The organism is Rathayibacter sp. AY1E6 (assembly GCF_002931115.1).
Taxonomy (GTDB): domain Bacteria; phylum Actinomycetota; class Actinomycetes; order Actinomycetales; family Microbacteriaceae; genus Rathayibacter.
Map to the genome: position 1 here is coordinate 84260 of NZ_PSVK01000004.1, position 20937 is coordinate 105196.

Below are 20937 nucleotides of genomic sequence, written 5' to 3' on the forward strand. Positions count from 1 at the left end.
AGGTGGCGAGGGTGAGCGCATGAGCCTCTTCATCACCTGCCCGGTCGACGACGTCGAGCGCGCCACCGCCTTCTACACCGCGCTCGGCTGGACCCTGAACGCCGAGATGTCCCGCGAGGACGTCTCCTGCTTCGCGATCGGTCCCGGCACGTCCGTCATGCTCGCGAGCCGCGCGATGTACGAGAGCGTCGGCGCCACCGAGGAGCTGATCGGCGCCCCCGGCACCCCCTCGAAGGTGACCGTCTCGTTCGACCTCGACAGCCGCGCGGCCGTCGACGAGCTCGTCGAGCGGGCCGCCGCCGCGGGCGGCCGGATCGGCGACACCGACGACTACCCCTTCATGTACCAGCGCCAGTTCGACGACCTCGACGGCTACCACTACTCCCCGTTCTGGATGAAGCCGGGCGGCGACGCGGCGGAGTGACGGGGCCGCGCGGACTCACTCCGCGTGCCGCAGGCGGTGCCGCCGGACCGCGGCCCGGTTCGCGCAGCGGACGGAGCAGTACCGCTGCCGGCCGTTCCGCGTCACGTCGACGACGACGTTCCTGCAGTGGTCGCCCGGCGCCCGACCGGCCTCGCACCGCAGGAGGCGGCTCATCCCCCGGGTCGTCAGGTGCAGCGCCGTGCCGACCGCGATGACGGCGTGGAGGACGTGCGCCAGGGACTGGTCCTGGTCGCGGTAGTGCAGGTGCCAGCCCTCGTCGTCGTGGTCGGTCAGGCGCGGATACGCGGCGATCGCGGCCATCTGGCGGTTCAGCGACGTCGCCCGGCCGCTCGGAGTCGGCGCGTCGACCACTTCCAGCCACTCGTCGATCACGTCGCGCGTCCGGGCGTGGTCGTCCGGGCCGGACTCGAAGGCCATCGTCATGCCGTATTCGCGCGTTCGAGCCTCGATGCCCGCGCGGTCGGACGGCCAGTCGTTCGCGAGGGAGGCGGCGAGCAGGACCGCGTACTCGCCGTAAGGGTTGAGCTGCATAAGACCATGACAGCACAGTGGCTCCCATGCGCACCTCCACACCCTCCCCGCACCCCTCCGAGCCGCTCGCCCCCGCCGTCGATCCGCACGAGCACGGCTGGACGACCGAGTCGGCCCACCGGACCAGCGAGGGCGTCGTCGTGTACGTCCGCTGCGCCGGCTGCGGCACGCGGCGCGTGGACGTGCGGACCGGGCACCAGGATCCCCCTGCCGCTCTCAGCCGCGTCCTGCCCGCCTCCGACGACCGCTCCCGCCGTGGAGCAGAGGGAGGATGAGGGCATGATCGCCGACCTGACCCTCCCCTGCGACGCCGGCCCCGGGGAGAGGAGCCTCCTCCTCCGCCGCGCGGTGCTCCACGACCTCCCCGCGATCGTCCGGCTCCTCTCCGACGACCCGATCAGCGCCGGGCGCGGAGACGTCGCCGCCGAGGAGGACGGGGCCGCCTACGAGGCCGCCTTCCGGAGCATCGCGCAGGACCCGGGCAACGATCTCGTGGTCGCGGTGGACGGCGCCGGAGCCGTGGTCGGCACGCTGCAGCTGACCGTGATCCCCGGGATGGCGCGCCGCGGCAGCTCCCGCCTGCTCGTCGAAGCGGTCCGGGTGGCGAGCGCCGAGCGGTCGGCGGGGATCGGCACGGCCCTGATGCGCTGGGTGCTGGACGTCGCTGCGATCGAGCTCCGCACGCCGCTCGTCCAGCTGACCTCGGACGCCGCCCGCACCGACGCCCACCGCTTCTACCTGCGCCTGGGCTTCGTCGACTCGCACGTGGGCTTCAAGCGCCGCGTCGAGCTGCCGGGCTCGTAGCGGCGGTGCGGGCAGCCCGTCCGGACGCCTGATCGGCGTGTCCCCGCAAGCACGACCGGCGCAGGAGGGGACGCCCCGAGCGGAGGCCCGGACGGCACTGCTCGCCTCTCCCCGGCCGACGTGATTGGCTGGCCCGATGAGAACCGAGACCCGCCAGGGCGTCCCCCTCCTGCTCGTCGACGACGACGGAGGCGCGCTCTCGACCCCGGACGACGCGATCGCGCTGATCGGCGAGACCTACGGCGGCGACGTCGAGACGATCGTGGTGCCCGTCGGCCGGCTCGACCCCGAGTTCCTCCGCCTGCGCTCCGGCATCGCCGGCGAGTTCGTGCAGAAGTTCGTCTCGTACGGCAAGCGGCTGGTGATCCTCGGCGACGTCAGCGGGCCGGTGGCGGAGTCGAGCGCGCTGCAGGCCTTCGTCATCGAGTCGAACCGCGGCGACCACCTCTGGTTCGCCGCCGACCTCGAGGCGCTCGACGCCCGCCTCCGCAGCTCCGGGACCGCGACCGAGCCCGGTGCCGACGGCGGAGTGGAGCCGACGCCCGGCCCCGCCCGCTGATGCCCCTGCTCCAGCCCGGCCCCGACGGCTCTCCACCCGAGGTCGACGGTCCGGTCCGCCTCCTCCTGCTCGCCGACACGCACCTTCCGAAGCGGGCGAAGGCCCTCCCGGACGAGGTGTGGCGCGCGGTCGACGAGGCAGACCTGGTCGTGCACGCGGGCGACTGGGTCGACGAGGCGACGCTGGACGCGCTGGAGGAGCGGGCGGCGCTCCTGCTGGCCGTGTGGGGCAACAACGATCCGGAGCCGCTGCGCGCCCGCCTGCCCGAGGTCGCGCGCGCCCGCATCGCCGGCCTCGACGTCCGCGTGGTGCACGAGACCGGAGCGGCGACCGGCCGCGAGACCCGCGCCGACGCCGCTCATCCGGGTGCCGACGTGCTCGTCTTCGGGCACAGCCACATCCCCTGGGACACCGTCTCCCCGGCGGGTCTCCGCCTGCTCAATCCGGGCTCCCCGACGGATCGGAGGCGCCAGCCGGCCTGCACCTTCCTGACCGCCGTCGCCGACGACGGAGGGCTCCGCGACGTGCACCTGACCGCCCTGCCGCTCCGGGCACGAACCATTCCCGGCGGCGGCGCAAGGGGGTCACAGAGCATTTAGGTCGGCCTAAGCTCACCTGGATGAGCAGCTCACACGACCACCCCGACTCCGCGCACCTGCGCCCGGAGGGTCTCGACGACGCCACCGTGGCGGCGCTCGGGAAGCTCTCGGAGGCGCTCGAGACGGTCGAGCACGCCCGCGGTCTGCTCTACGGCTTCCACCGGCTCACCGGCGCGGCCGACCTCGCTCTGGGCGAGGCCGTCGACGCGCTGCGCGAGGCCGGCCACGCCGCGACCGCCGAGCGGATCGAGGCCGAGCTCGTCGGCCGCAACGTCATCGAGGGGCGCTGGACCTTCCAGATCGTCGAGGACTACGACGACACCTACTACGCCGCGTTCCGGGAGCAGGAGCGCGCCGCGCGCGACGAGCTCGCCGGCGGACGCCGCCACCTCTTCGAGTCCGAGATGAAGGAGGACCGCCGCTCCGGCGGCCGCCGCCACCACGAGTCGCGCCCGGAGGCGGGCTCGTGAACGCCGTCATCCGGATGCACGCCTCGTCGCTGCGGGTCAAGGCGGTCACGCCGGGCCGCGGCGGACGCGGCACGCCTCCCGAGCCCGAGGCGACGATGCGGCGCACCACGCTCAGCATCGACGGCCGCCGCTTCCTCCTCGCCGTCTCCCTCGACACCGAGGAGCTCGAGAAGCGCCTGGTCGAGGCCGTGCGCAACCGCGGCGACATGGTGAGCTTCACGGTCGCCGGCGAGCGGGAGGTCTGCGTGCTGGTCTCCCCGGGCGTCGCGGTCATCCTCGAGCACGAGGACGTCCCGGTCGAGGATCCGGACGCCGAGGACGCGCCGATCCTGTACGACGACGTCGAGTACCTGACCTGATCCGTCGGCGACCGGTCCCGGCCGCCGGTCCGGGCGCGGACTCTCGACTCGGGTCGTCCGTCCGCTCAGACCGCTCCGGTGCTCGCCCACAGGTGGAACGCCGCGTGCGCCCGGTGCGGCCGCCACGCCTGCGACGCCGCCTCCGCCTCCACCGTGCTCACCCGGCCGAGCGCCTTCCGCAGCACCAGGTCGCCGGCGGGGAAGGCGTCCGGATCGCCGAGGAACCGGAGCGCGAGGTAGTCGGCCGTCCACGGCCCGATACCCGGGATCGCGAGAAGCGCGCGCCGTTGCTCCGGCAGGTCGCCCGCGCGGTCGAGCACGGGTCCGGCGGCGAAGGCCTCGGCGACGGCCCGGACCGTCCGCGCCCGGGCGTTGGTGATCCCGATCGCCGAGCGCAGCGCCTCGGACTCCGGCGCGAGCAGGGCGGCGGGTGCGGGGAACGCCAGCAGACCGCGCTCCCCCGGGGCGCCGAAGGCCGCGGCGGTGCGTCCGCCGAAGGTCCGGGCCGCGGCGACGGACACCTGCTGGCCGAGGACCGCCATGACAGCCGCCTCGAACGCCTCCGGGTACTGCGTCGCGCGCAGCCCCGGCCGGGCCGCGACGGAGCGGGCGAGCAGCGGGTCCCGCGAGAGCTCGGCGCCGATCGCCACGACGTCGGAGTCGAGGTCGAACCAGGCACGGACGACCGCGGCCGCCGGCGTCAGCACGTCCGGCTCCGCCTCCACCCGCAGCCCGGTCTCCGTCACCTCGAGCACGATCGGCCGCGGCGCCCCGTCGAGGGTGAGCAGGCGCTCCAGGCGTCGGCCGTCGGCCGAGACCCGCTCCACTCCGGGGAGGGCGTGGTTGCGGAGGAGGCTCGCGGCGCCGGCTGAGTCGAAGGGCCCGAGGGCCGGCAGGTCGAGGGAGGACGTCTCGTTCAGGGGAGCAGGACCGTCTTGCCGCGCGCGCGGCCCGACTCGACGAGGGCGAGCGCGGCGGCCGCCTCGGTCAGCGGGAAGGAGGGCCCGAGCACGACCTCGAGCTCCCCGCGACCGGCGCGGTCGAGCAGGCCCGGCCGGGCGGCGTCGCGGAGCGCGGTGCCGGGATCGGCTCCCGGTCCGCCGCCGAGCATCAGGATGCCGCCGAGGCGGGCGGCGTGCTCGAAGCCGGCCACAGTGGCGATGCGCGAGCGGTCGGCGACCAGAGCCACCGAGGCGTCCAGCGCCTCGTCGGTGCCCGCCGTGTCCAGCGCGACGTCGACGCCGCCGGGGGCCAAGACGCGCACGCGCTCCTCCAGCCCGGCGCCGTAGCGGACCGGCTCCGCGCCGAAGCGGCGGACGACCTCCTCGCCGCGCTCGCTCGTGGCGCCCAGCACCCGTGCTCCGCGGGCGACCGCGAGCTGCACCGCGAGCGAGCCGACGGCCCCGCTCGCCCCGTGCACCAGGACGGTGTCCCCGGAGGAGACGCGGGTGGCCTCGACGAGGTGCTCGGCGGTCGTCCCGGCCAGCAGCAGGCCCGCGGCCGCCGCCCAGCCGAGCCCGGCGGGCTTGGGCAGGACCGCGCTCGCGGGCGCGACCAGCTCGGCGGAGTAGCCGCCGGAGACCCGGAACGCCACGACCTCGTCGCCCACCCGGATCGGGCCGAGCGGCCCCTCGGCCCCCTCGCCGACCGCGGTCACGACTCCGGAGACCTCGCTGCCCGGCCGGACCGGCACCCGTCCGCGCCCGAACATCCCGCGCAGGAGCTTCGCGTCGGCCGGGTTCACGCCCGCTGCGCGCACCGCGATCCGCACCCTGCCGGGCGCCGGCTCCCCCGGATCGACCTCGACGGCGCGCAGCGCCTCCGGCCCGTCGAATCCCTCGGCCTGCATCGCGACGACCATGCGTCCGCCTCCCGTCCCCGGGCGCCCGCGCACCCGAGCGCGACGCTAGCAGCAGCGTCCGACCCCCGGACCCCCTGCGGAGAGCGCGGCAGCCGACCGAGAACGCCCGTTCTGGTACCGCCTACCATGGAGGGATGTCCCCGATCCTCGACGAGCGCCCTCCCCGCGAGGCGATCCTCGCGGCCGCCGACCGGCTCTACTACGAGCGCGGCATCCAGTCCGTGGGGATGGACGAGCTCCGCACGGCCGCGGGCGTCTCGCTGAAGCGCCTCTACTCGGAGTTCCCGAGCAAGGAGTCGGTGGTGGTCGCCGTCCTGCACGGCCGGCACGAACAATGGACCCTCGGCGTGACCACCCGGGTCGCCGCGGCGGACGGACCTCGCGGCAAGCTGCTCGCGATCTACGACTTCCTCTTCGACTGGTTCTCCGAGGACTCGTTCCGCGGCTGCGGCTTCATCAACGCCTTCGGGGAGCTCGGCTCGTCGAACCCGATGGTCGCCGAGATGGCGCGCGACCACAAGGAGACGTTCCAGCGCTTCCTCGCGACCCTCGCCGAGGAGGCGGGTGGCGGCGCCGAGCTCGCCGCGCAGCTCGCGATCCTCGCCGAGGGCGCCCAGACCACCGCGGCCATCGCCGGAACCCCGGAGGCCGCCCTGCACGCGCGTCGCGCCGCCGAGATCCTCATCGACGCGGAGACGCGCCCCGTCTGAGGCACGCCGCGCGCGGGATCAGGCCTCGCCGCCCCCGGGCGGGCCGACCACCAGCAGCGCCGCGAAGACCACGGCGACCAGAGCCAGGACCAGCGCCCCGGCGAGCACGGGCCGCGCGAGCGCCCAGCGGAGGAGCCGGCTCGTCACGCGCCGGTCGCGCGGGTCGTCCGTCGCGTGCGTCCGCCACGGGCCCTCCAGCAGGCCGCGGCGCTCGAAGCCGCGCTCCAGCGGGACCGTCGCGTAGGGCACGACCGCGCTGACGACCGCGAGCGCCGTCGCGCCCGCCGACCACCGCTGGTTCACCGCGAGCACCAGGGCCGCGGCTCCGTAGGCGAGGAACGCGAACCCGTGGATCGGCCCGGCGACGCTCACCGGCCAGTCGCCGGCTCCGGCCGCGTACTTCAGCAGCATCCCGACGATCAGGAGAGTCCAGGTCACCGCCTCGACGATCGACAGCAGGCGGAAGAGGCGGCGCGGGCTCATGGGATCGGCTCCGTTCGGTCCGCGGCGACGCGGCTCGGGGTCGGTCGAGGGTCGCCCGGAGCCTACGGGAGCACGCTCGCGAGGAACCTGAGCGGACGAGGACCGCTCGGGGCGCTCAGCCCAGCCAGCCGGTGAGCGAGAGGGCCGTCACCGCGCCGACCAGGCCCGCGGCGACGAGGGCGACCGTGCCCGTGACTCCGCTGCGGGAGGGGGCTGCGGCGGGGCCGCCGGCCAGGCGCGCCCAGAGCCGGCGTGCCACCTCCTCGGCGGAGGGGCGGTCGGCCGGATCGAGAGCGGTCATCGCGGTCAGCAGCTCGCGCCACTCCGCCGGGACCGACTCCGGGACGACGGGCGCGTGGTGGAGGCGCTGGATCGAGATCTCGAGCGTCGTGCCGGTGTAGGCCCTGCGGCCCGAGACGGCCTCGAGCAGGACCAGCCCGAGCGAGTAGACGTCGGACGCCGGTCCGACCGGGCCGGAGCCGAGGCTCTCGGGGCTGAGGTACGCGGCGGTGCCCACCAGCACGTCGGAGCGGGTGAGCCGGGCGTCGTCGACCGAGCGGGCGATCCCGAAGTCGCTGAGCTTGGCCTCGTGCGCGGAGAAGCCGGATGTGGTGGCGCGCGAGCGGACGAGGACGTTCTCGGGCTTCACGTCGCGGTGGAGGACGCCCTGCGCGTGCAGGTGCGCGAGAGCATCGGCCACCTGAGCGCCGACCTCCGCGACGAGCCGCTCATCGCCGGAGCCGAACCAGTCGGCCGCCGGGTCGCTGCGGTCGAAGTACTCGAGGACGAGGAACGCGAGGTCGCCCTCCTCGCCGGGGATCTCGCCCTGGTCGAGGACGTCCACCACGGAGGCGTGACGCGAGTCGATCAGGAAGCGGATCTCGCGCTCGCGACGCGCCCGCTCGTTGGGGGTGTCCGGGACGTCGCGGTGGACCTTGACCGCGACCTGGCGGGCGAGGCGGAGGTCGCGGGCGCGGTAGACGACGGCGCTGCCGCCCTCCCCCACCCGCTCGAGCACGAGGTAGCGACCGGCCAGGGTGGAGCCGACCAGCGGATCCACGACGTCAGCCAGGAGCGGCTGCAGGCGGTCGAGTTCGTCCAGCACGGGCAGCTCCCTTCGCGAATGAGTCACTAGCTCGTCTAACTAGTAGTCCCTTCGTAGTGGTCGCCGCCCTTCCAGGCAAGCACCTCGGGGGAGGTTGGCTTGTCTAGATGTTCTTGCTACGAGACTGTCTAGACTGTTCGGCATGGATGAGGTCACGCTGAAGCGACCCGGGGCCTTCTGGTTCTCGGGTGAGGCGACCGAGCCCGGAGCGGTGGAGGTCCTCGCCGCGATGCGCGCCTTCCGCACGGCGGAGGCCGCGATGCGCCGACGGACCCGCGGATCCATGGGCATGGGCGAGAACGACCTGCTGGCCGTGCAGTTCCTCATGCGCCGCCAGCAGAAGGGCGTGCACGTCAGCCCGAAGGACCTGGCTTCCTACCTCGGCATCTCCTCCGCCTCCACGACCGTGCTGATCGACCGGCTGGTCAAGAGCGGGCACGTGGTCAGGGAGCCGCACCCGAGCGACCGCCGGGCCATCCGCATCGTCGCCACCCCCACCTCCCACCGCGAGGTGCGCGAGACGCTCGACGAGATGCACCGCCGCATGCTCGAGGCGGCCGAGACGCTCAACCCCTCCGAGGCCGGGACCGTCATCCGCTTCCTGCAGACGATGCGCGACATCGTCGAGCGCCCGGCCGACTCCGAGACGGTCGACGCCGCCCAGGAGCTCGCGGGCGAGCCGATCGGCGAGTACGCCGACGGCGTGCTGGAGCAGCGCCGCGCCTGACCGGCGTCCACTCGGCCGCGACCGCGTGTCCCCGGGAGTTCACTCCGGGGGTCTTCTGTCGCGCCCCGGATCCGTCGGAGAATCGAGTCGTCCGGCGGCGATGGACAGAAAACGCACTCCGCGACGTAAGTAGCTAGCTCAACTAGTAGGAAGTCTTTCTAGCGATATAGAGTGACGGACGTCAGCCACTCGCACGTCAGATCGGAGCACACCATGGGCAACATCCTGTACGGCACTCCCCCCGCCGCCATCGAGGTCGAGGACCGCGCCCTCGCCCACCTCCAGATCGTCATCATCAACAAGTTCCGCCGCGACGAGCGCTTCCTGCTCACCCTCGACGCGAGCCCCCAGGCCGGCACCGGCCGCCGCGGCGTGTGGATGCACCCGACCATCCCGATCCAGTTCGAGTTCAAGGGCAGCCGCCAGCCCACGATCAACCCGGAGTGGGTCGAGGCCCTCATGGAGCGCGCCAACAGCGGCGCCGGCCTCCGCATCGTGCCCGAGCCGACGAGCAACGCCGCCGTCCCGCTGCGCCGCGCCGAGCCCGCCGCCTGACCCTCCGCCCCGGAGCCGCTCCCGATCAGGCGCCGCCGCCGCACACCGACACGACCCGCCTTCCCGCCCGGGAGGCGGGTTCCGTCGTCTCCGGGCCCGAGAACCCCGGGAGCGCGCTCGCAAGTGGTTGACATTCCGCGCCACGGTCAGGGTCGCAGTCCTACACTGCTCCTGCGGCACGGGGTCGTTCCGGCGGGCTCGTCCCTGCTGTCGCACGCATGACCGGCCGCCGGCCGCTCGGGCCCCCCTCTCGAGCGACCGGCGGACGGCTGCGCGGCGCACCCGAAGCGCCGTCCGCGAGGTCCGCCGGAACCAGGAGCGGCCAGATGACCCACGGAACGAACAGCCTCACCACCACCGTCGACGAGGTGCGCCCGGGCGACCTCTTCTGCGCCGTCGTCGCCCACGAGACCGAGCAGTGGCGCGTCGTCGCCGTCCTCGGCATCCGCGTCCTCGCCGAGCGGGTCTCCGGAGGAGACCGCCGCAGCTTCACGCTCCGCTTCGTGCGCCACCAGCTCTCGCCGGACGTGCTCATCGCGAGGGGCGCCGCAGCGAACCGCTAGGGGATCAGGCGCTCCGCGCGGTAGCGGTCGAAGAGCGCCGTGAACGAGTCGACCGTCCGGTGGAACGCCGTGAAGCCGGCGAGGCGGGACTTGCCGATGTCGGTGACGACCTCGAGGTTCCGGCCGAGGTCGGCGTCGGTGTGCCACCAGGAGGCGACGCGGGAGAGGTCGGGCTCGATCAGCCCGTGCTCGTCGACGAGGCGCCGCCAGACGGGCTCGGCATCGGCCATCTGCTGCTCGAGCGGCTGCGGCTCCTCCCCCGGGCCGACCGGCTCGACGCCGAAGTGCTCCGCGATCCGGGTCCACATCCAGCGCCAGCGGAAGACGTCGCCGTTGACCACGTTGAAGGCCTGGTCGCGGCCCGCCTCCGACGTCGACGCCCAGAGCATCTGCTCGGCGAGGATCGTCGCGTCGGTCATGTCGGTGAGTCCGTTCCACTGCGTGAGCGAGCCGGGGAACACGAACGGGGTGCCCTCGGCACGGTGGATCGACGCCGCGACCGCGAGGGTCAGCCCCATGTTCATCGCGTTGCCGACGGCGTGCCCGATGACCGTGTGCGAGCGGTGCACCGACCAGGTGAACCCGGCGCGCCCGGCCGCGGCGAAGAGCTCGTCCTCCTGCGCGTAGTAGAAGTTCGGGGCGTCGAGGCGCTCCTCCTCCTCGTGGAACGGGGTGTCGGGCATCGCGCCCTGCCCGTACGCCTCGAACGGGCCCAGGTAGTGCTTGAGGCCGGTCACCAGCGCGACGTGCTCGACGGGAGCGTGCGCGAGCGCGGCGAGGAGGTCGCGGACCATGCCGCCGTTGACCGCGATGTTCTCCTCCTCCGTCGCCTGGCGCGACCAGGCGGTGAAGAAGACGTGCGTGGGGCGCTGGTCGGCGAGCACGCGGGCCAGGTCCTCGGCGGAGCGCAGGTCGGCGGCGAGCGGAGTGACGCCGGGGCGCGCGTCGATCGGGCGGCGCGAGAGGGCGGTCACCGGCCAGCCCTGCTCGGTGAGCAGGTCGACGAGGGCGGAGCCGCCGATGCCGGTCGCACCGACGACGAGGGCGCTGCGGGGGTCGGACGGGGGGACGGGAGTGGTGGAGGACATCCCCTGGGCCAACAGCCCCGGGGGCGAGGCATTCCCCGATCCGGGCGTCACGGAGGGACACCGGAGGTCACGGAGGGACACCGGGCGTCACGGGCGGACCGCGGACCGGGCTCCTCCCCTACCGTCGAGCACGAGCCGCCCGGGGTGGGCGCAGCGGAACAGGAGCCGACGATGACCGCGACCGATCTGCGGGCCGTGCCCGAGGTGGACTACGAGGAGCTGGCGGGGCGGTTCCGGCCGCTGTTCGCCGAGATCGCGGCGGGAGCGGCGGCGCGGGAGAGCGCACGCGAGCTGCCGGTCGCGCAGATCCGAGCGCTGGCGGACGCCGGGTTCGGCGCGGTGCGCGTGCCGCTGGAGTCCGGCGGGGCCGGCGCGAGCCTCCCCCAGCTGTTCCGCCTGCTGACGGAGCTGGCCGCCGCCGACTCCAACCTGCCCCAGGCGCTCCGCGGCCACTTCGCCCTGGTCGAGGACCGGCTGCTCGCGACCGACGGGACCCGCGAGCGCTGGCTCCGGCGCTTCACCGACGGCGAGCTCGGCGGCAACGCCTGGACCGAGGTCGGCACGGTCGCGATCGGCGACGTGCAGACGAAGGTCGCTCCGGTCGAGGGCGACCCGACGCGGTTCACGGTGACCGGCACGAAGTACTACTCCACCGGCAGCGTCTTCGCCGACTGGATCGACACCTTCGCCCAGCGCACCGACACCGGGCAGAAGGTGATCGCGATCGTCGACGCTCGCCAGGCGGGCGTCGAGCACGCCGACGACTGGGACGGCTTCGGCCAGCGCACCACCGGCTCGGGGACGAGCACCTTCACGGAGGCGGTGGTCGCGGCCGAGGACGTGATCGACTTCGAGACCCGGTTCCGCTACCAGACCGCGTTCTACCAGGCGGTGCTGCTGGCCGTGCTGGCGGGCTCGATCGCGGGGGCCGAGCGCGAGATCGCGGCCGAAGTGCGAGCGCGGACGCGGATCTTCTCGCACGGGAACGCCGAGTCGTTCGCGGCGGATCCGCAGATCCTGCAGGTGGTGGGGCAGGTCTCGGCCGCCGCCTATGCGGGAGCGGCGATCGTGGAGCGCGCGGCGGTCGCGCTGCAGCGGGCGCACGACGCGGCCCTCGACGGCGACCCGCTCGAGGACGAGCGGCAGAACGACCTCGCCGAGCTCGAGACGGCGCAGGCCCAGATCGTCCTGACGCAGCTGGCCACCCGGGCGACCTCCGACCTCTTCGATGCGCTGGGCGCCTCCGGGGTGAGCACCCGCAAGAACCTCGACCGGCACTGGCGCAATGCGCGCACGGCCGCGAGCCACAATCCGTGGGTGTTCAAGGCGCGGATCGTCGGCGACCACGCGGTCAACGGTACCGTGCCGCCGCGGGTCTGGGCGATCGGCGCGGGGCCGAAGCGGTAGTCGCCTCGGCGCCGGCCCGGGGCGGTGGACAGCCGGCGAGGGCGGAGGAGAGGATCGAGGGGGCGGCGACGCGGCCGCCGCGGACGAGGGGGCTCGCGATGATCCGGACGACGACCGCGAGGGGCGCCGGTGCGCTGCTCGCCTGCGGGGCGGGGCTGCTCGCGCTGAGCGGCTGCACGGGAAGCGCCGACGAGGGGACGGCCCCGACGACCGCTCCACCGCTGATCTCGAGCGCTCCGACGCCGAGCAGTGCCGTGCCGACCGCGAGCGCCGGCAGCGCGACTCCGCTGCCCACCGCGACCCCGGCCACCGCCCTGCTCCCCTGCGAGGACCTGCTCACCGCCGAGGAGGAGGCGTCGCTCGCCGAGGACGGTCTCGCCCTCTCGCCCGAGGCGACGGTCTACGACGCCGACTACCTCGTCGTGCAGGAGATCGCCGAGGACGGGGTGCTCTGCCGGTGGAGCGGCCAGGGCGACGTGTCGGTCGTGGTCGGGCAGCTGGCGGTCCCGGACGCGGAGTGGCCGGATCGGAGCGCCGCGCTCCTCGCGGATGGGTTCACCGCCGACGACACCGCGGCTCCGGGCTTCCTCGACGGGCCCGACGGACCGGACGAGAGCTACCCCGGCCGCGGCGTCCTCCACCGCGACGGCGTCCTCTACTACGTGAGCTACTCCGGGATCGTCGGCTCGATCGTGCCGCTCTCCGGCTGAGGCGGCGGATCGAGAGCCCAGGGCGGGCGCCCAAGGTCGGCGCTGCTCCCCGTCGTCAGCTGCTCGCCGTGGTGGTCGAACGACAGCGGGACTTCCGCCTCGGCGCACTCACGGCCGATCAGGTCCATGGCGTTCCAGAAGTACTCGCTCGCTCGTCGATCCCCGGAGATCGCGGAGAGCAGATTGCTCGTGGCGAGACGAGCAGCGTCGGACGCGATCGAGTTCGAGGAGCTCTCGTCGAAGCCCTCGAGGGCTTCGCGAAACGGTGGACGCAGAACGGGATCGAGTTCCGGCGCGTAGTCGTTCCACGTGCGCTCGAGCGGGACGCAGGGAGCGGCCTCCTGATCGCCTCCCGGCTCGGTGCAGCCCGCGAGGAGCAGCACGGATACGAGTACCGCCGATGAGGCGGTCGTGCGGTCCACCATCGTTCATCGCTCGATGTGCATCGTCCCCGTCGTGACCCAGACCGCGCAGGCCTTCTCGCGATATTCCGGGGCACTGGTCTCGACGATGTGATCGCAGGTCGAGACGCCGGTGTACCACTTCACACACCCCCCTTGGAACTCGTCCTCGCAGTTCTTGTTCGGCTGAATCGGAGCGGCCGAGGCCACCTGCGCCCCGAGGACCGACGTCAGCGCCAGCGCGACGACAGCGAGACCGGACCCGAACCACAGAGAACTCTTCATGACGTCTCCTCATTCGCCGGCAGATCCATCGGGTCCTGGGACCGTATCCATCGCGGAGAGGGTGTCGGACGGTCGGCGCGAACTCGACACATCGAGGCGCGGGCCGGGCCCTCGAGAAGGGGTAGCGTCGACAGGTGCGATTCCCGTGGCGTTCCCGAGACAGCGAGCGACTGCCGCGGGACGTGCTCGTGCTGGGGGTCGTCGCCTTCTTCGTGATGCTGGGGTTCGGCGTCGTCGTGCCGGTGCTGCCGACCTACGTGCGCAGCTTCGGCGTCGACTACACGGCGGTCGGCGCGGTCGTCTCGGCGTTCGCGCTGATGCGGCTGGTCGCGAATCCGTTCGTGGGGCCGCTCGTCGACCGGTTCGGCGAGCGGGTCGTGCTCGCCGTCGGCATCGGCATCGTCGCGCTCTCCTCGGCGCTGGTCGGCTTCGCCTCCGACTACCCGCACCTCCTCCTGCTGCGCGGAGTCGGCGGCATCGGCTCCGCGATGTTCTCCGTCGCGGCGATGACGCTCCTCCTGCGCACCGCGAGCCCGGAGCGGCGCGGCCGCTCGATCGGCTTCTACCAGGGCGGTTTCCTGCTCGGCGGCATGGCGGGCCCCGCGGTGGGCGGCGTGCTCACGGCGATCTCGCTCACCGCCCCCTTCTTCTTCTACGCCGGCACGCTCGCGATCGCGGGGCTCGTCGGGCTGATCCTGCTGCAGCGGCCGGAGCGCGACGCGGCACCGTCCGCCGCGGCGAGGACGAAGCCCCTGCGCGAGGTCGCCCGCGACCGCCGGTACCAGAGCGCGGTGCTGGCGAACTTCGCCCTCGGCTGGTCGGCGATGGGAGTCCGCGCGACGCTCGTCCCCGTGCTCGTCGTCGAGGGGCTCGGCGGGCAGCCCGCCTGGACCGGCATCGCGTTCGCGATCGCCGCGGTGGTGCAGACGATCGCGCTAGCGCCCGCCGGCCGCTTCGTCGACACGGTCGGCCGGCGCCCGGCGCTGATCGGCGGATTCTCCGTCGCGGCGGTGGCGATGCTGGCGATGCCGTTCGTCTCGGAGCTGTGGCTGCTCGTCGTGCTGCTCTGCGTCTACGGAGCGGCGGCCGCCTTCATGGGCACGGCCCCGGGTGCGCTGGTCGGTGACGCCGCGGGCGAGCGCGGCGGCAAGCCGGTCTCGGTGTTCCAGGCCGCGTCCGACCTGGGCGGCGTGATCGGGCCGCTGCTCGCAGGCGCTCTCGCCGACGCCGCATCGCCGACCGCGGCCTTCGCCTCCGCCTTCGTGCTGCTGGCGGCGAGCGCGCTGCTCGGCCTGCGGATCCCGCGCTCGCGGATCGCCTAGCTGTTCCGCCCGCGGGCGTCGACGGGCCAGACGGCGCCGCCGCCGTCGCGGAGGAGGACGCGGTACTCGTCGGCCAGGTTCACCGCGACGCAGACGTGGTTCGGCGCGATCCGCACCCGCGTCCCCACGGGCAGGTCGACACCGGTGATCGTCGCATGGTGCTCCGAGAGCACCGGGATGCGCGCCTCCGGGTGCTCCGGGAGGCGGCCGAAGCCGCTCGAGGCCGCGCCACGATCGGAGGAGAGCACCTTGCTGCCCGCGTCGGCGATCAGGTGGTCGCCGCGGCGGGACACGATCGTGGCGAGGACGGTGACGGCGATGTCCTCGGGCGTCATCGTGCCGATCTCCCACTGCTGGGCGTCGCCGAGGGCCGAGACCCCGGGGCGCAGCTCCGTGAGCACCGAGGAGTCGGCGAAGGCGGCCGAGGGGGTCGAGCCTCCGCTGACCACGCGGGCCTCGACTCCGGACGCCGCGAGCGACGCGACCGCCTCGGCGAGCGCGCGCGCCTCGTCGCGGGCGGCCGCCGCTCCGTTTCCGGCCGCGTAGCTGTGGCCGGGGAAGGTGAAGACGCCGGCGACGTCGAGCCCGGCCGAGACGGCGGCCGCGGCGATCGCGCCGGCCTCGGCGGGGAGCACGCCGCTGCGGTGGTGGCCGGAGTCGATCTCGACGACGACCTCGAGCCCCTCGCGCTCGGGCAGGGCCGCGGCCAGGCGCTCGGCCGACTCCGCCGAGTCGACGCCGACCCGCACACGGGCGCTCGCGAGGACGTGGCGGAGCCGCCCGGCGCGCTCGGCGTCGAGCCAGAGCGGGTAGGCGATGAAGAGGTCGCGGATCCCTCCCGCGGCGAAGACCTCGGCCTCCGAGACGGTCGCGACGGTGAGCCCGACGGCCCCCGCGGCGAGCTGGCGCCGGGCGATCTCGAGCGACTTGTGGGTCTTCGCGTGGGGGCGGAGCGCCAGACCCCGCTCGCGGGCAGCCGCGGCGACGGCGGCGATGTCGCGGTCGAGCACCGCCTCGTCGAGCACCAGCGCCGGAGTGGCGAGAGCGTCGAGCACGGCGGAGCGGGTGGAGCGGGCGGAGGAGTCGGCGGCGGCGGTATCGACGGTCACGCGCCGAGCCTAGGCCGCACCACCGGCCCGCGTCCGGCCGTCACGGCGGCCTCGCGCCGGTCCGCCGCCGGTCATCGCGCCCCGAGGAAGGCCCCGCGGAGGGATCTTGTCGAGCACGACACCGCGTCGACCTCGGAGGCGGCCGCGCCGCTCCGACACCGTCTTCCGGATCGCCCACCTCTCCGCCGGGACGCTCCCGACGATGCTTCCGGGCTTCGGCGTCGTCGGGCTGAGCACTCTCGTCCACTGACCGTTCATCCGCCGCGGGATGCGGGAGGACCCCGGCGCTGCCAGGCTGAGCGGATGACTCCGCAGTCCTCCCGCCTCCGGCCCTTCGGCCCGTCCGGCGCCACCGTCACCCGGCTGACCCTCGGCACCTCCTGGCGCCCCGAGCGCGTCGCCGACCTCGACCGGGTGCCGGCCCTCGAGCGCGTCCTCGACTCCGACGCCGCCACCCGCGCCGTCTCCGTCGTCGACACGTCCAACGAGTACGCCGGCGGCCACAGCGAGCGCCTGATCGGCGAGGCCCTGCAGGCCCGCGGCGGCGTCCCCGAGGGGATCACCGTGGTCACCAAGCTCGACCGCGACCCGAGCACCGGCAGCTACTCGGCCGAGCGGATGCGCCGCAGCCTCGACGAGAGCCGCGAGCGCCTCGGGATGGACGTCCTCCCTTTGCTCTACCTGCACGACCCGGAGCGCATCTCGTACGACGAGGCCTTCGCCGAGGACGGCCCGGTCCGCGCGCTCGTCGCGATGAAGGAGGCGGGCGTCGCCCTCTCGATCGGGATCTCGGGCGGACCCGCGCCGATGCTGCGCCACTACGTCGACACCGGCCTCTTCGACGCCGTGATCACCCACAACCGCTTCACGCTGGTCGACCGCTCCTCCGAGGAGCTGATCGACGCGTCCGTCGACCGCGGCGTGATCGTGGTCAACGCGGCGGTCTACGGCGGAGGCGCCCTCGCGCGCTGGCCGGAGCCGGTCGCCTCCTACGCCTACCGGCCGGCGCCGCGCGAGATCGTCGACGCCGTCGCGGCGATGGGAGCGGCCTGCGACCGGGCGGGCGTGCCGCTCGCCGCCGCCGCGCTGCAGTTCTCGACGCGCGACCCCCGCGTGACGACGACGGTCGTCGGCGCCACCTCCGCCGAGCACTACGACTCCTTCGTGGCCGACGACGCGCTCGAGATCCCCGACGCGCTGTTCGAGGAGCTGGAGTCGCTCACTCCGCCGAGCACCGTCTGGCAGGACGCGCCCGGGGCGACCTGGCCGCGCTGATCCGGGCATAGCCGGGCTCTCCTCCCGGTTGGAGCACATGACCCCCTCCGCGAGATGCCGCCGCCGTACGCCCTCATCGGCGTATCGCGTACCGAAGCGGCGTTCCGCGGAGAAGCACGACAGGAGAGACATGACCGACACCGCTTTGTTCCAGCCGCTGACGCTCCGCTCGAGGACCGCGCGCAACCGCCTCTGGGCGGCACCGATGTGCCAGTACTCGGTGGAGGCGCAGGACGGCGTGCCCACCTCGTGGCACCTCGTGCACCTCGGCGGGCTCGCGCGCGGCGGATCGGGCGTCGTCATCGCGGAGGCCACCGCCGTCGTCCCCGAGGGGCGGATCAGCCCTTGGGACACGGGGCTGTGGAACGACGAGCAGCGCGACGCCTGGGCTCCGATCGTCGAGTTCGTGCACGGGCAGGGCGCGCTCGCCGGCGTGCAGCTCGCCCACGCGGGCCGGAAGGCGTCGACCTACCGCGAGTGGAGCGGACGCGGATCCGTGCCGCTGGAGGACGGCGGCTGGCCGACCGTCGCTCCCTCGGCCGTCGCGTTCGAGGGCTACGCGGAGCCGCGCGAGCTGGCGGCGGAGGAGCTGCCCGACCTCGTCGAGGCGTTCCGCGCCTCCGCCCGCCGCGCCGCGGACGCCGGCTTCGATGTGATCGAGCTGCACGCCGCGCACGGGTACCTGCTCCACCAGTTCCTGTCGCCGCTCTCGAACACGCGCGAGGACTCCTACGGCGGCTCCCTCGAGAACCGAGCGCGCCTGCTGCTCGAGGTCGTCCGCGCGGTCCGCGCCGAGATCGAGGAGCTCGTGCTGCTCGTCCGCTTCTCCGCGACCGACTGGGCCGAGGGCGGCTGGACACTGGAGGAGACGATCACCGTCTCGGAGTGGGCGCGAGCCGAGGGCGTGGACCTCTTCGACGTGTCGACCGGCGGACTCGTGCACGCCAGCATCCCGGTGGCGCCGCTCTACCAGGTGCCGTTCGCGCGCGACCTGCGGAGGGCGACCGGTGCGCTGGTCGGCGCCGTGGGACTCATCACCACGGCGGAGCAGGCGGAGGGCGTGGTCGCGAACGGCGACGCCGACGTCGTGCTGCTCGCCCGCGAGCTGCTGCGCGACCCGAACGCTCCGGTGCGGATGGCGCACGAGCTCGGCGCGGACCTGCCGGTGCCCCCGCAGTACACCCGGGCCTGGCGCTGAGCCTTCAACCGCGAGATGCCACCTGTGCGCACGCCTCGCGGCGTGTCATGTGCACAAGTGGCATCTCGCGGAGGAGAGCGGTCGGGCTCCCCGGAGGAGAGCGTCAGCTCTCGGAGGGCTCCTCGGGAGCGTCCTCCTCGGGGTTGAAGTGCGAGTCTCCGGAGACCCCCACCGCCAGCCCGTCCTCGGACTGCGGGATGGTCTCGTCGTCGCCGAGACCGTTCGCCTTCTTCTCGCCCTCGGACGAGGTGGCTGCGTCGGTCACGGCTCAGGCCTCGACGTCGCCGCGCCAGGCACCGTCGGGGGTGCCCTGCTTCTCGATGTACTCCTTGAAGTTGTTCAGGTCCTTCTTCACGGCGTGGCTGCCGGCGCCGACGAGCGAGCCGAGCGTCTCGAGGAAGCCCTTCGGCTCCCAGTCGAGCTGCACGGTGACGCGGGTCTCGGTGTCGGAGAGCTTGTGGAAGGTGACGACGCCGGCGTGGTCGGTCTCGCCGCCGGTGCTGTTCCAGGCGACGCGCTCGTCGGGGTGCTGCTCGGTGATGTTCGCCTCGAACTCGCGCTCGACGGGGCCGACCTTCACCTTCCAGACGGTGAGGGTGTCGGTGACCTGCTGGATCGACTCGACCTCGTCGAGGAAGCGCGGGAACTCCTCGAACTGGGTCCACTGGTTGTAGGCGACGGACACGGGGACGTTGACGTCGACGGTCTCGATGATCTGCGGCACGGTGGTGCTCCTTGCTGTCTCACTCGGTGTGCGGCGTTCCGCTGCTGCGGTCGTCACGCTCGACGTTAGGCGGGAGCCGCCTGGGAGCGCACCGGGTTGCGGACTGCCCCGAACGTGGTAAGCGGAGGCGGTGCTGCGGTGCGCGCGCCGGGACGGCTCCGTCGGGTGCCGAGACGCCGCCGTGCGCGCCGGGACGTCCGCGGGAGGGCGGCGTCCGGACGGCACGGCGGCGTCTCGGGAGCGGCAGGCCGGAGCAGGCCGTGGTCAGCGGTCCTGCGGGTCCCCGCCGAGCTGGCCGATGGCGGGGAGGGGGCCGCCGTCGTCGGCGCCGGTGCGGCGCCAGCGGGCGATGGCGTTGCCCAGGTGGTAGATCACGAGGGCGGCGCCGGCGCCGAGGACGATGCCGCCGAGCTCGAAGCCGCCGGAGGAGAACGAGAAGCCGGCGATCGCGATCACGAGGGAGACCGCGGCGGTGTACTGGTTGACCGGGCGCGAGAAGTCGACGCGGTTGTCGATCCAGATCTTGATGCCGATCACGCCGATCAGGCCGTAGAGCGCGGTGGTGGCGCCGCCCAGGACTCCGGCCGGGATCGAGTTGAAGACGGCGCCGACCTTGGGCGAGAGGCTGAGCAGGATCGCGGTGACGCCGGCGACCCAGTAGGCGGCCGTCGAGTACACGCGGGTGGCCGCCATCACTCCGATGTTCTCGCCGTAGGTCGTGGTGCCGGAGCCGCCGAAGGCGCCGGAGAGGGTGGTCGCCACACCGTCCGCGATCAGGGCCCGGCCGGTGCTGGCGTTGGCGGAGGCGTCGGTCATCGTCGCGACGCCGCGGACGTGTCCGACGTTCTCGGCGATGAGGACGAGCACGACCGGCAGGAACATCGCGATGCCCGACCACGTGGATCCGGAGGCGAAGTCGGGGAAGGTGAACGGCGGCAGCCCGAACCAGTCGGCCGCACCGACCGCGGAGTAGTCGATCTCGTTCCGGAGCAGGGCGACGACGTAGCCGATGACCACGCCGAGGAAGATCGAGACGCGGCCGAGGAAGCCGCGGAGGAACACGCTCGACAGGATGATCGCGGCGAGCGTGATCGTCCCGGTGATCGGCGCCTGCTTGAAGCTGAGGTACGCGGTCGGAGCCAGGTTGAACCCGATCAGGGCGACGATCGCGCCGGCGACGACCGGGGGCATCAGCCTGTCGATCCAGCCGAGGCCGACGACCTGCACGAGGACGCCGACGGCGGCCAGGAGGAGGCCCACGGCGACGACTCCGGCGAGCGCCGACCCCGTCCCTCCGACGGCGGTCGCGGCTGTGACGGGCGCGATGAACGCGAAGCTCGAGCCGAGGTAGCTGGGGAGCCGGTTGCGCGTGATCAGGAGGAACAGCAGCGTCCCGACTCCGGAGAAGAGCAGGGTCGTGGCGACCGGGAACCCGGTGAGCACGGGCACGAGGAACGTCGCTCCGAACATGGCGACGACGTGCTGGATTCCGATGGCGATCGTCGCCGGCCAGGCGAGCCGCTCGCCGGGGGCGACGACGGCGCCGGGCTCGACGGTGCGGCCGTCTCCGTGCAGGGTCCAGATGGGCATGGGGCTCCTCGGCGGGGAAGGGAGGCGGGGGTCGACGTTCACAGTAGCGAGGGGTCT

28 protein-coding genes are annotated in these 20937 nt (G+C 73.6%); 16 read left to right on the forward strand and 12 right to left on the reverse strand.

Features of this window, described 5'->3' with window-relative positions:
• Window positions 1-19 precede the first annotated feature (19 nt).
• Window positions 20-424 (forward strand): VOC family protein, encoded by a 405-nt coding sequence (locus C5C46_RS05510; protein ID WP_104225941.1) that lies wholly within the window; start codon window positions 20-22, stop codon window positions 422-424.
• Window positions 425-439: 15 nt separating this feature from the next.
• Here C5C46_RS05510 and C5C46_RS05515 read toward each other — a convergent pair whose 3' ends face one another.
• A complete protein-coding gene (locus C5C46_RS05515) occupies window positions 440-976 on the reverse strand; it encodes a CGNR zinc finger domain-containing protein (RefSeq protein WP_104225942.1) in 537 nt (178 codons plus the stop codon).
• Between the two features lie 26 nt (window positions 977-1002).
• Here C5C46_RS05515 and C5C46_RS05520 point away from each other — a divergent pair, with 26 nt between their 5' ends.
• The 6 genes from C5C46_RS05520 (at window position 1003) to C5C46_RS05545 (ending at window position 3767) form a co-directional block, all read left to right on the forward strand.
• On the forward strand, window positions 1003-1251 hold the full coding sequence (locus tag C5C46_RS05520) for a hypothetical protein (protein ID WP_104224177.1): 249 nt from the start codon (window positions 1003-1005) through the stop codon (window positions 1249-1251).
• A gap of 4 nt (window positions 1252-1255) precedes the next feature.
• Window positions 1256-1780, forward strand: a complete 525-nt coding sequence (locus C5C46_RS05525; protein ID WP_104225943.1) for a GNAT family N-acetyltransferase — start codon at window positions 1256-1258, stop codon at window positions 1778-1780.
• A gap of 136 nt (window positions 1781-1916) precedes the next feature.
• On the forward strand, window positions 1917-2339 hold the full coding sequence (locus tag C5C46_RS05530; RefSeq protein ID WP_104225944.1) for a DUF4180 domain-containing protein: 423 nt from the start codon (window positions 1917-1919) through the stop codon (window positions 2337-2339).
• Window positions 2339-2938: a metallophosphoesterase gene (locus C5C46_RS05535; RefSeq protein ID WP_104225945.1), complete on the forward strand. Its 600-nt coding sequence runs from the start codon at window positions 2339-2341 to the stop codon at window positions 2936-2938. The genes C5C46_RS05530 and C5C46_RS05535 overlap by 1 nt, the downstream gene beginning before the upstream one ends.
• A 20-nt stretch (window positions 2939-2958) precedes the next feature.
• Window positions 2959-3408 (forward strand): hypothetical protein, encoded by a 450-nt coding sequence (locus tag C5C46_RS05540; RefSeq protein ID WP_104224173.1) that lies wholly within the window; start codon window positions 2959-2961, stop codon window positions 3406-3408.
• The gene (locus tag C5C46_RS05545; protein WP_104224172.1) at window positions 3405-3767 is read left to right on the forward strand and encodes a hypothetical protein; all 363 of its coding nucleotides are present in this window, start codon (window positions 3405-3407) and stop codon (window positions 3765-3767) included. Before C5C46_RS05540 ends, C5C46_RS05545 begins: the two co-directional genes overlap by 4 nt.
• Before the next feature lie 65 nt (window positions 3768-3832).
• Here the strand turns inward: C5C46_RS05545 and C5C46_RS05550 are convergent, their stop codons facing one another.
• Both C5C46_RS05550 and C5C46_RS05555 read right to left on the reverse strand, forming a co-directional pair.
• Window positions 3833-4687 carry an AlkA N-terminal domain-containing protein gene (locus C5C46_RS05550; RefSeq protein ID WP_308471127.1) on the reverse strand — a complete coding sequence of 285 codons (855 nt, stop codon included), beginning with the start codon at window positions 4685-4687 and terminating at the stop codon, window positions 3833-3835.
• Window positions 4684-5628 carry an NADP-dependent oxidoreductase gene (locus C5C46_RS05555; RefSeq protein WP_258059350.1) on the reverse strand — a complete coding sequence of 315 codons (945 nt, stop codon included), beginning with the start codon at window positions 5626-5628 and terminating at the stop codon, window positions 4684-4686. Before C5C46_RS05555 ends, C5C46_RS05550 begins: the two co-directional genes overlap by 4 nt.
• A 134-nt stretch (window positions 5629-5762) precedes the next feature.
• Between C5C46_RS05555 and C5C46_RS05560 the strand changes: the two genes are divergently transcribed.
• Window positions 5763-6338 (forward strand): TetR/AcrR family transcriptional regulator, encoded by a 576-nt coding sequence (locus C5C46_RS05560; RefSeq protein ID WP_104224170.1) that lies wholly within the window; start codon window positions 5763-5765, stop codon window positions 6336-6338.
• 18 nt (window positions 6339-6356) lie between these two features.
• Here C5C46_RS05560 and C5C46_RS05565 read toward each other — a convergent pair whose 3' ends face one another.
• Together C5C46_RS05565 and C5C46_RS05570 are read right to left on the reverse strand one after the other, a co-directional pair.
• Window positions 6357-6821, reverse strand: a complete 465-nt coding sequence (locus C5C46_RS05565; RefSeq protein ID WP_104225947.1) for a DUF3817 domain-containing protein — start codon at window positions 6819-6821, stop codon at window positions 6357-6359.
• A gap of 115 nt (window positions 6822-6936) precedes the next feature.
• Window positions 6937-7926, reverse strand: a complete 990-nt coding sequence (locus C5C46_RS05570; protein WP_181136494.1) for a serine/threonine-protein kinase — start codon at window positions 7924-7926, stop codon at window positions 6937-6939.
• 142 nt (window positions 7927-8068) lie between these two features.
• Here C5C46_RS05570 and C5C46_RS05575 point away from each other — a divergent pair, with 142 nt between their 5' ends.
• The 3 genes from C5C46_RS05575 to C5C46_RS05585 all read left to right on the forward strand — a co-directional run bounded on the left by C5C46_RS05575 (window position 8069) and on the right by C5C46_RS05585 (window position 9771).
• Window positions 8069-8653: a MarR family winged helix-turn-helix transcriptional regulator gene (locus C5C46_RS05575; protein WP_104224167.1), complete on the forward strand. Its 585-nt coding sequence runs from the start codon at window positions 8069-8071 to the stop codon at window positions 8651-8653.
• 213 nt (window positions 8654-8866) lie between these two features.
• On the forward strand, window positions 8867-9208 hold the full coding sequence (locus C5C46_RS05580) for an ATP-dependent DNA ligase (protein ID WP_104224199.1): 342 nt from the start codon (window positions 8867-8869) through the stop codon (window positions 9206-9208).
• 326 nt (window positions 9209-9534) lie between these two features.
• On the forward strand, window positions 9535-9771 hold the full coding sequence (locus C5C46_RS05585) for a hypothetical protein (RefSeq protein ID WP_104225949.1): 237 nt from the start codon (window positions 9535-9537) through the stop codon (window positions 9769-9771).
• On the opposite strand, the gene C5C46_RS05590 is transcribed toward C5C46_RS05585, so the two are convergent.
• Complete coding sequence (locus C5C46_RS05590; protein WP_104224165.1) at window positions 9768-10859, reverse strand: SDR family oxidoreductase; 1092 nt, start codon at window positions 10857-10859, stop codon at window positions 9768-9770. The two genes, C5C46_RS05585 and C5C46_RS05590, sit on opposite strands and share 4 nt — an antisense overlap.
• A 171-nt stretch (window positions 10860-11030) precedes the next feature.
• Between C5C46_RS05590 and C5C46_RS05595 the strand changes: the two genes are divergently transcribed.
• Window positions 11031-12266: an acyl-CoA dehydrogenase family protein gene (locus tag C5C46_RS05595; protein WP_104225950.1), complete on the forward strand. Its 1236-nt coding sequence runs from the start codon at window positions 11031-11033 to the stop codon at window positions 12264-12266.
• Between the two features lie 98 nt (window positions 12267-12364).
• The gene (locus C5C46_RS05605; RefSeq protein ID WP_146078938.1) at window positions 12365-12976 is read left to right on the forward strand and encodes a hypothetical protein; all 612 of its coding nucleotides are present in this window, start codon (window positions 12365-12367) and stop codon (window positions 12974-12976) included.
• Here the strand turns inward: C5C46_RS05605 and C5C46_RS05610 are convergent.
• Together C5C46_RS05610 and C5C46_RS05615 are read right to left on the reverse strand one after the other, a co-directional pair.
• Complete coding sequence (locus C5C46_RS05610; RefSeq protein ID WP_104225953.1) at window positions 12934-13401, reverse strand: hypothetical protein; 468 nt, start codon at window positions 13399-13401, stop codon at window positions 12934-12936. The genes C5C46_RS05605 and C5C46_RS05610 overlap by 43 nt on opposite strands.
• Window positions 13402-13404: 3 nt before the next feature.
• Entirely contained in the window at window positions 13405-13662 is a 258-nt protein-coding gene (locus C5C46_RS05615) for a hypothetical protein (protein WP_104224161.1), read from the reverse strand.
• Window positions 13663-13796: 134 nt separating this feature from the next.
• On the opposite strand from C5C46_RS05615, the gene C5C46_RS05620 reads away from it, so the two are divergent.
• Complete coding sequence (locus C5C46_RS05620; protein ID WP_244229579.1) at window positions 13797-14984, forward strand: MFS transporter; 1188 nt, start codon at window positions 13797-13799, stop codon at window positions 14982-14984.
• Here the strand turns inward: C5C46_RS05620 and C5C46_RS05625 are convergent.
• Window positions 14981-16093: an alanine racemase gene (locus C5C46_RS05625; RefSeq protein WP_258059352.1), complete on the reverse strand. Its 1113-nt coding sequence runs from the start codon at window positions 16091-16093 to the stop codon at window positions 14981-14983. The genes C5C46_RS05620 and C5C46_RS05625 overlap by 4 nt on opposite strands.
• A gap of 303 nt (window positions 16094-16396) precedes the next feature.
• On the opposite strand from C5C46_RS05625, the gene C5C46_RS05630 reads away from it, so the two are divergent.
• Entirely contained in the window at window positions 16397-17368 is a 972-nt protein-coding gene (locus C5C46_RS05630; RefSeq protein ID WP_104225954.1) for an aldo/keto reductase, read from the forward strand.
• Window positions 17369-17498: 130 nt separating this feature from the next.
• Window positions 17499-18566 (forward strand): NADH:flavin oxidoreductase/NADH oxidase, encoded by a 1068-nt coding sequence (locus C5C46_RS05635; RefSeq protein ID WP_104225955.1) that lies wholly within the window; start codon window positions 17499-17501, stop codon window positions 18564-18566.
• A 103-nt stretch (window positions 18567-18669) separates the two neighbouring features.
• Here the strand turns inward: C5C46_RS05635 and C5C46_RS16795 are convergent, their stop codons facing one another.
• From C5C46_RS16795 to C5C46_RS05645, 3 genes are all read right to left on the reverse strand, one after another.
• Window positions 18670-18831 carry a hypothetical protein gene (locus tag C5C46_RS16795; protein ID WP_181136495.1) on the reverse strand — a complete coding sequence of 54 codons (162 nt, stop codon included), beginning with the start codon at window positions 18829-18831 and terminating at the stop codon, window positions 18670-18672.
• A gap of 3 nt (window positions 18832-18834) precedes the next feature.
• Window positions 18835-19290: an SRPBCC family protein gene (locus C5C46_RS05640; protein WP_104224157.1), complete on the reverse strand. Its 456-nt coding sequence runs from the start codon at window positions 19288-19290 to the stop codon at window positions 18835-18837.
• A gap of 264 nt (window positions 19291-19554) precedes the next feature.
• The gene (locus tag C5C46_RS05645; RefSeq protein ID WP_104225956.1) at window positions 19555-20880 is read right to left on the reverse strand and encodes a uracil-xanthine permease family protein; all 1326 of its coding nucleotides are present in this window, start codon (window positions 20878-20880) and stop codon (window positions 19555-19557) included.
• Between the last annotated feature and the right edge of the window lie 57 nt (window positions 20881-20937).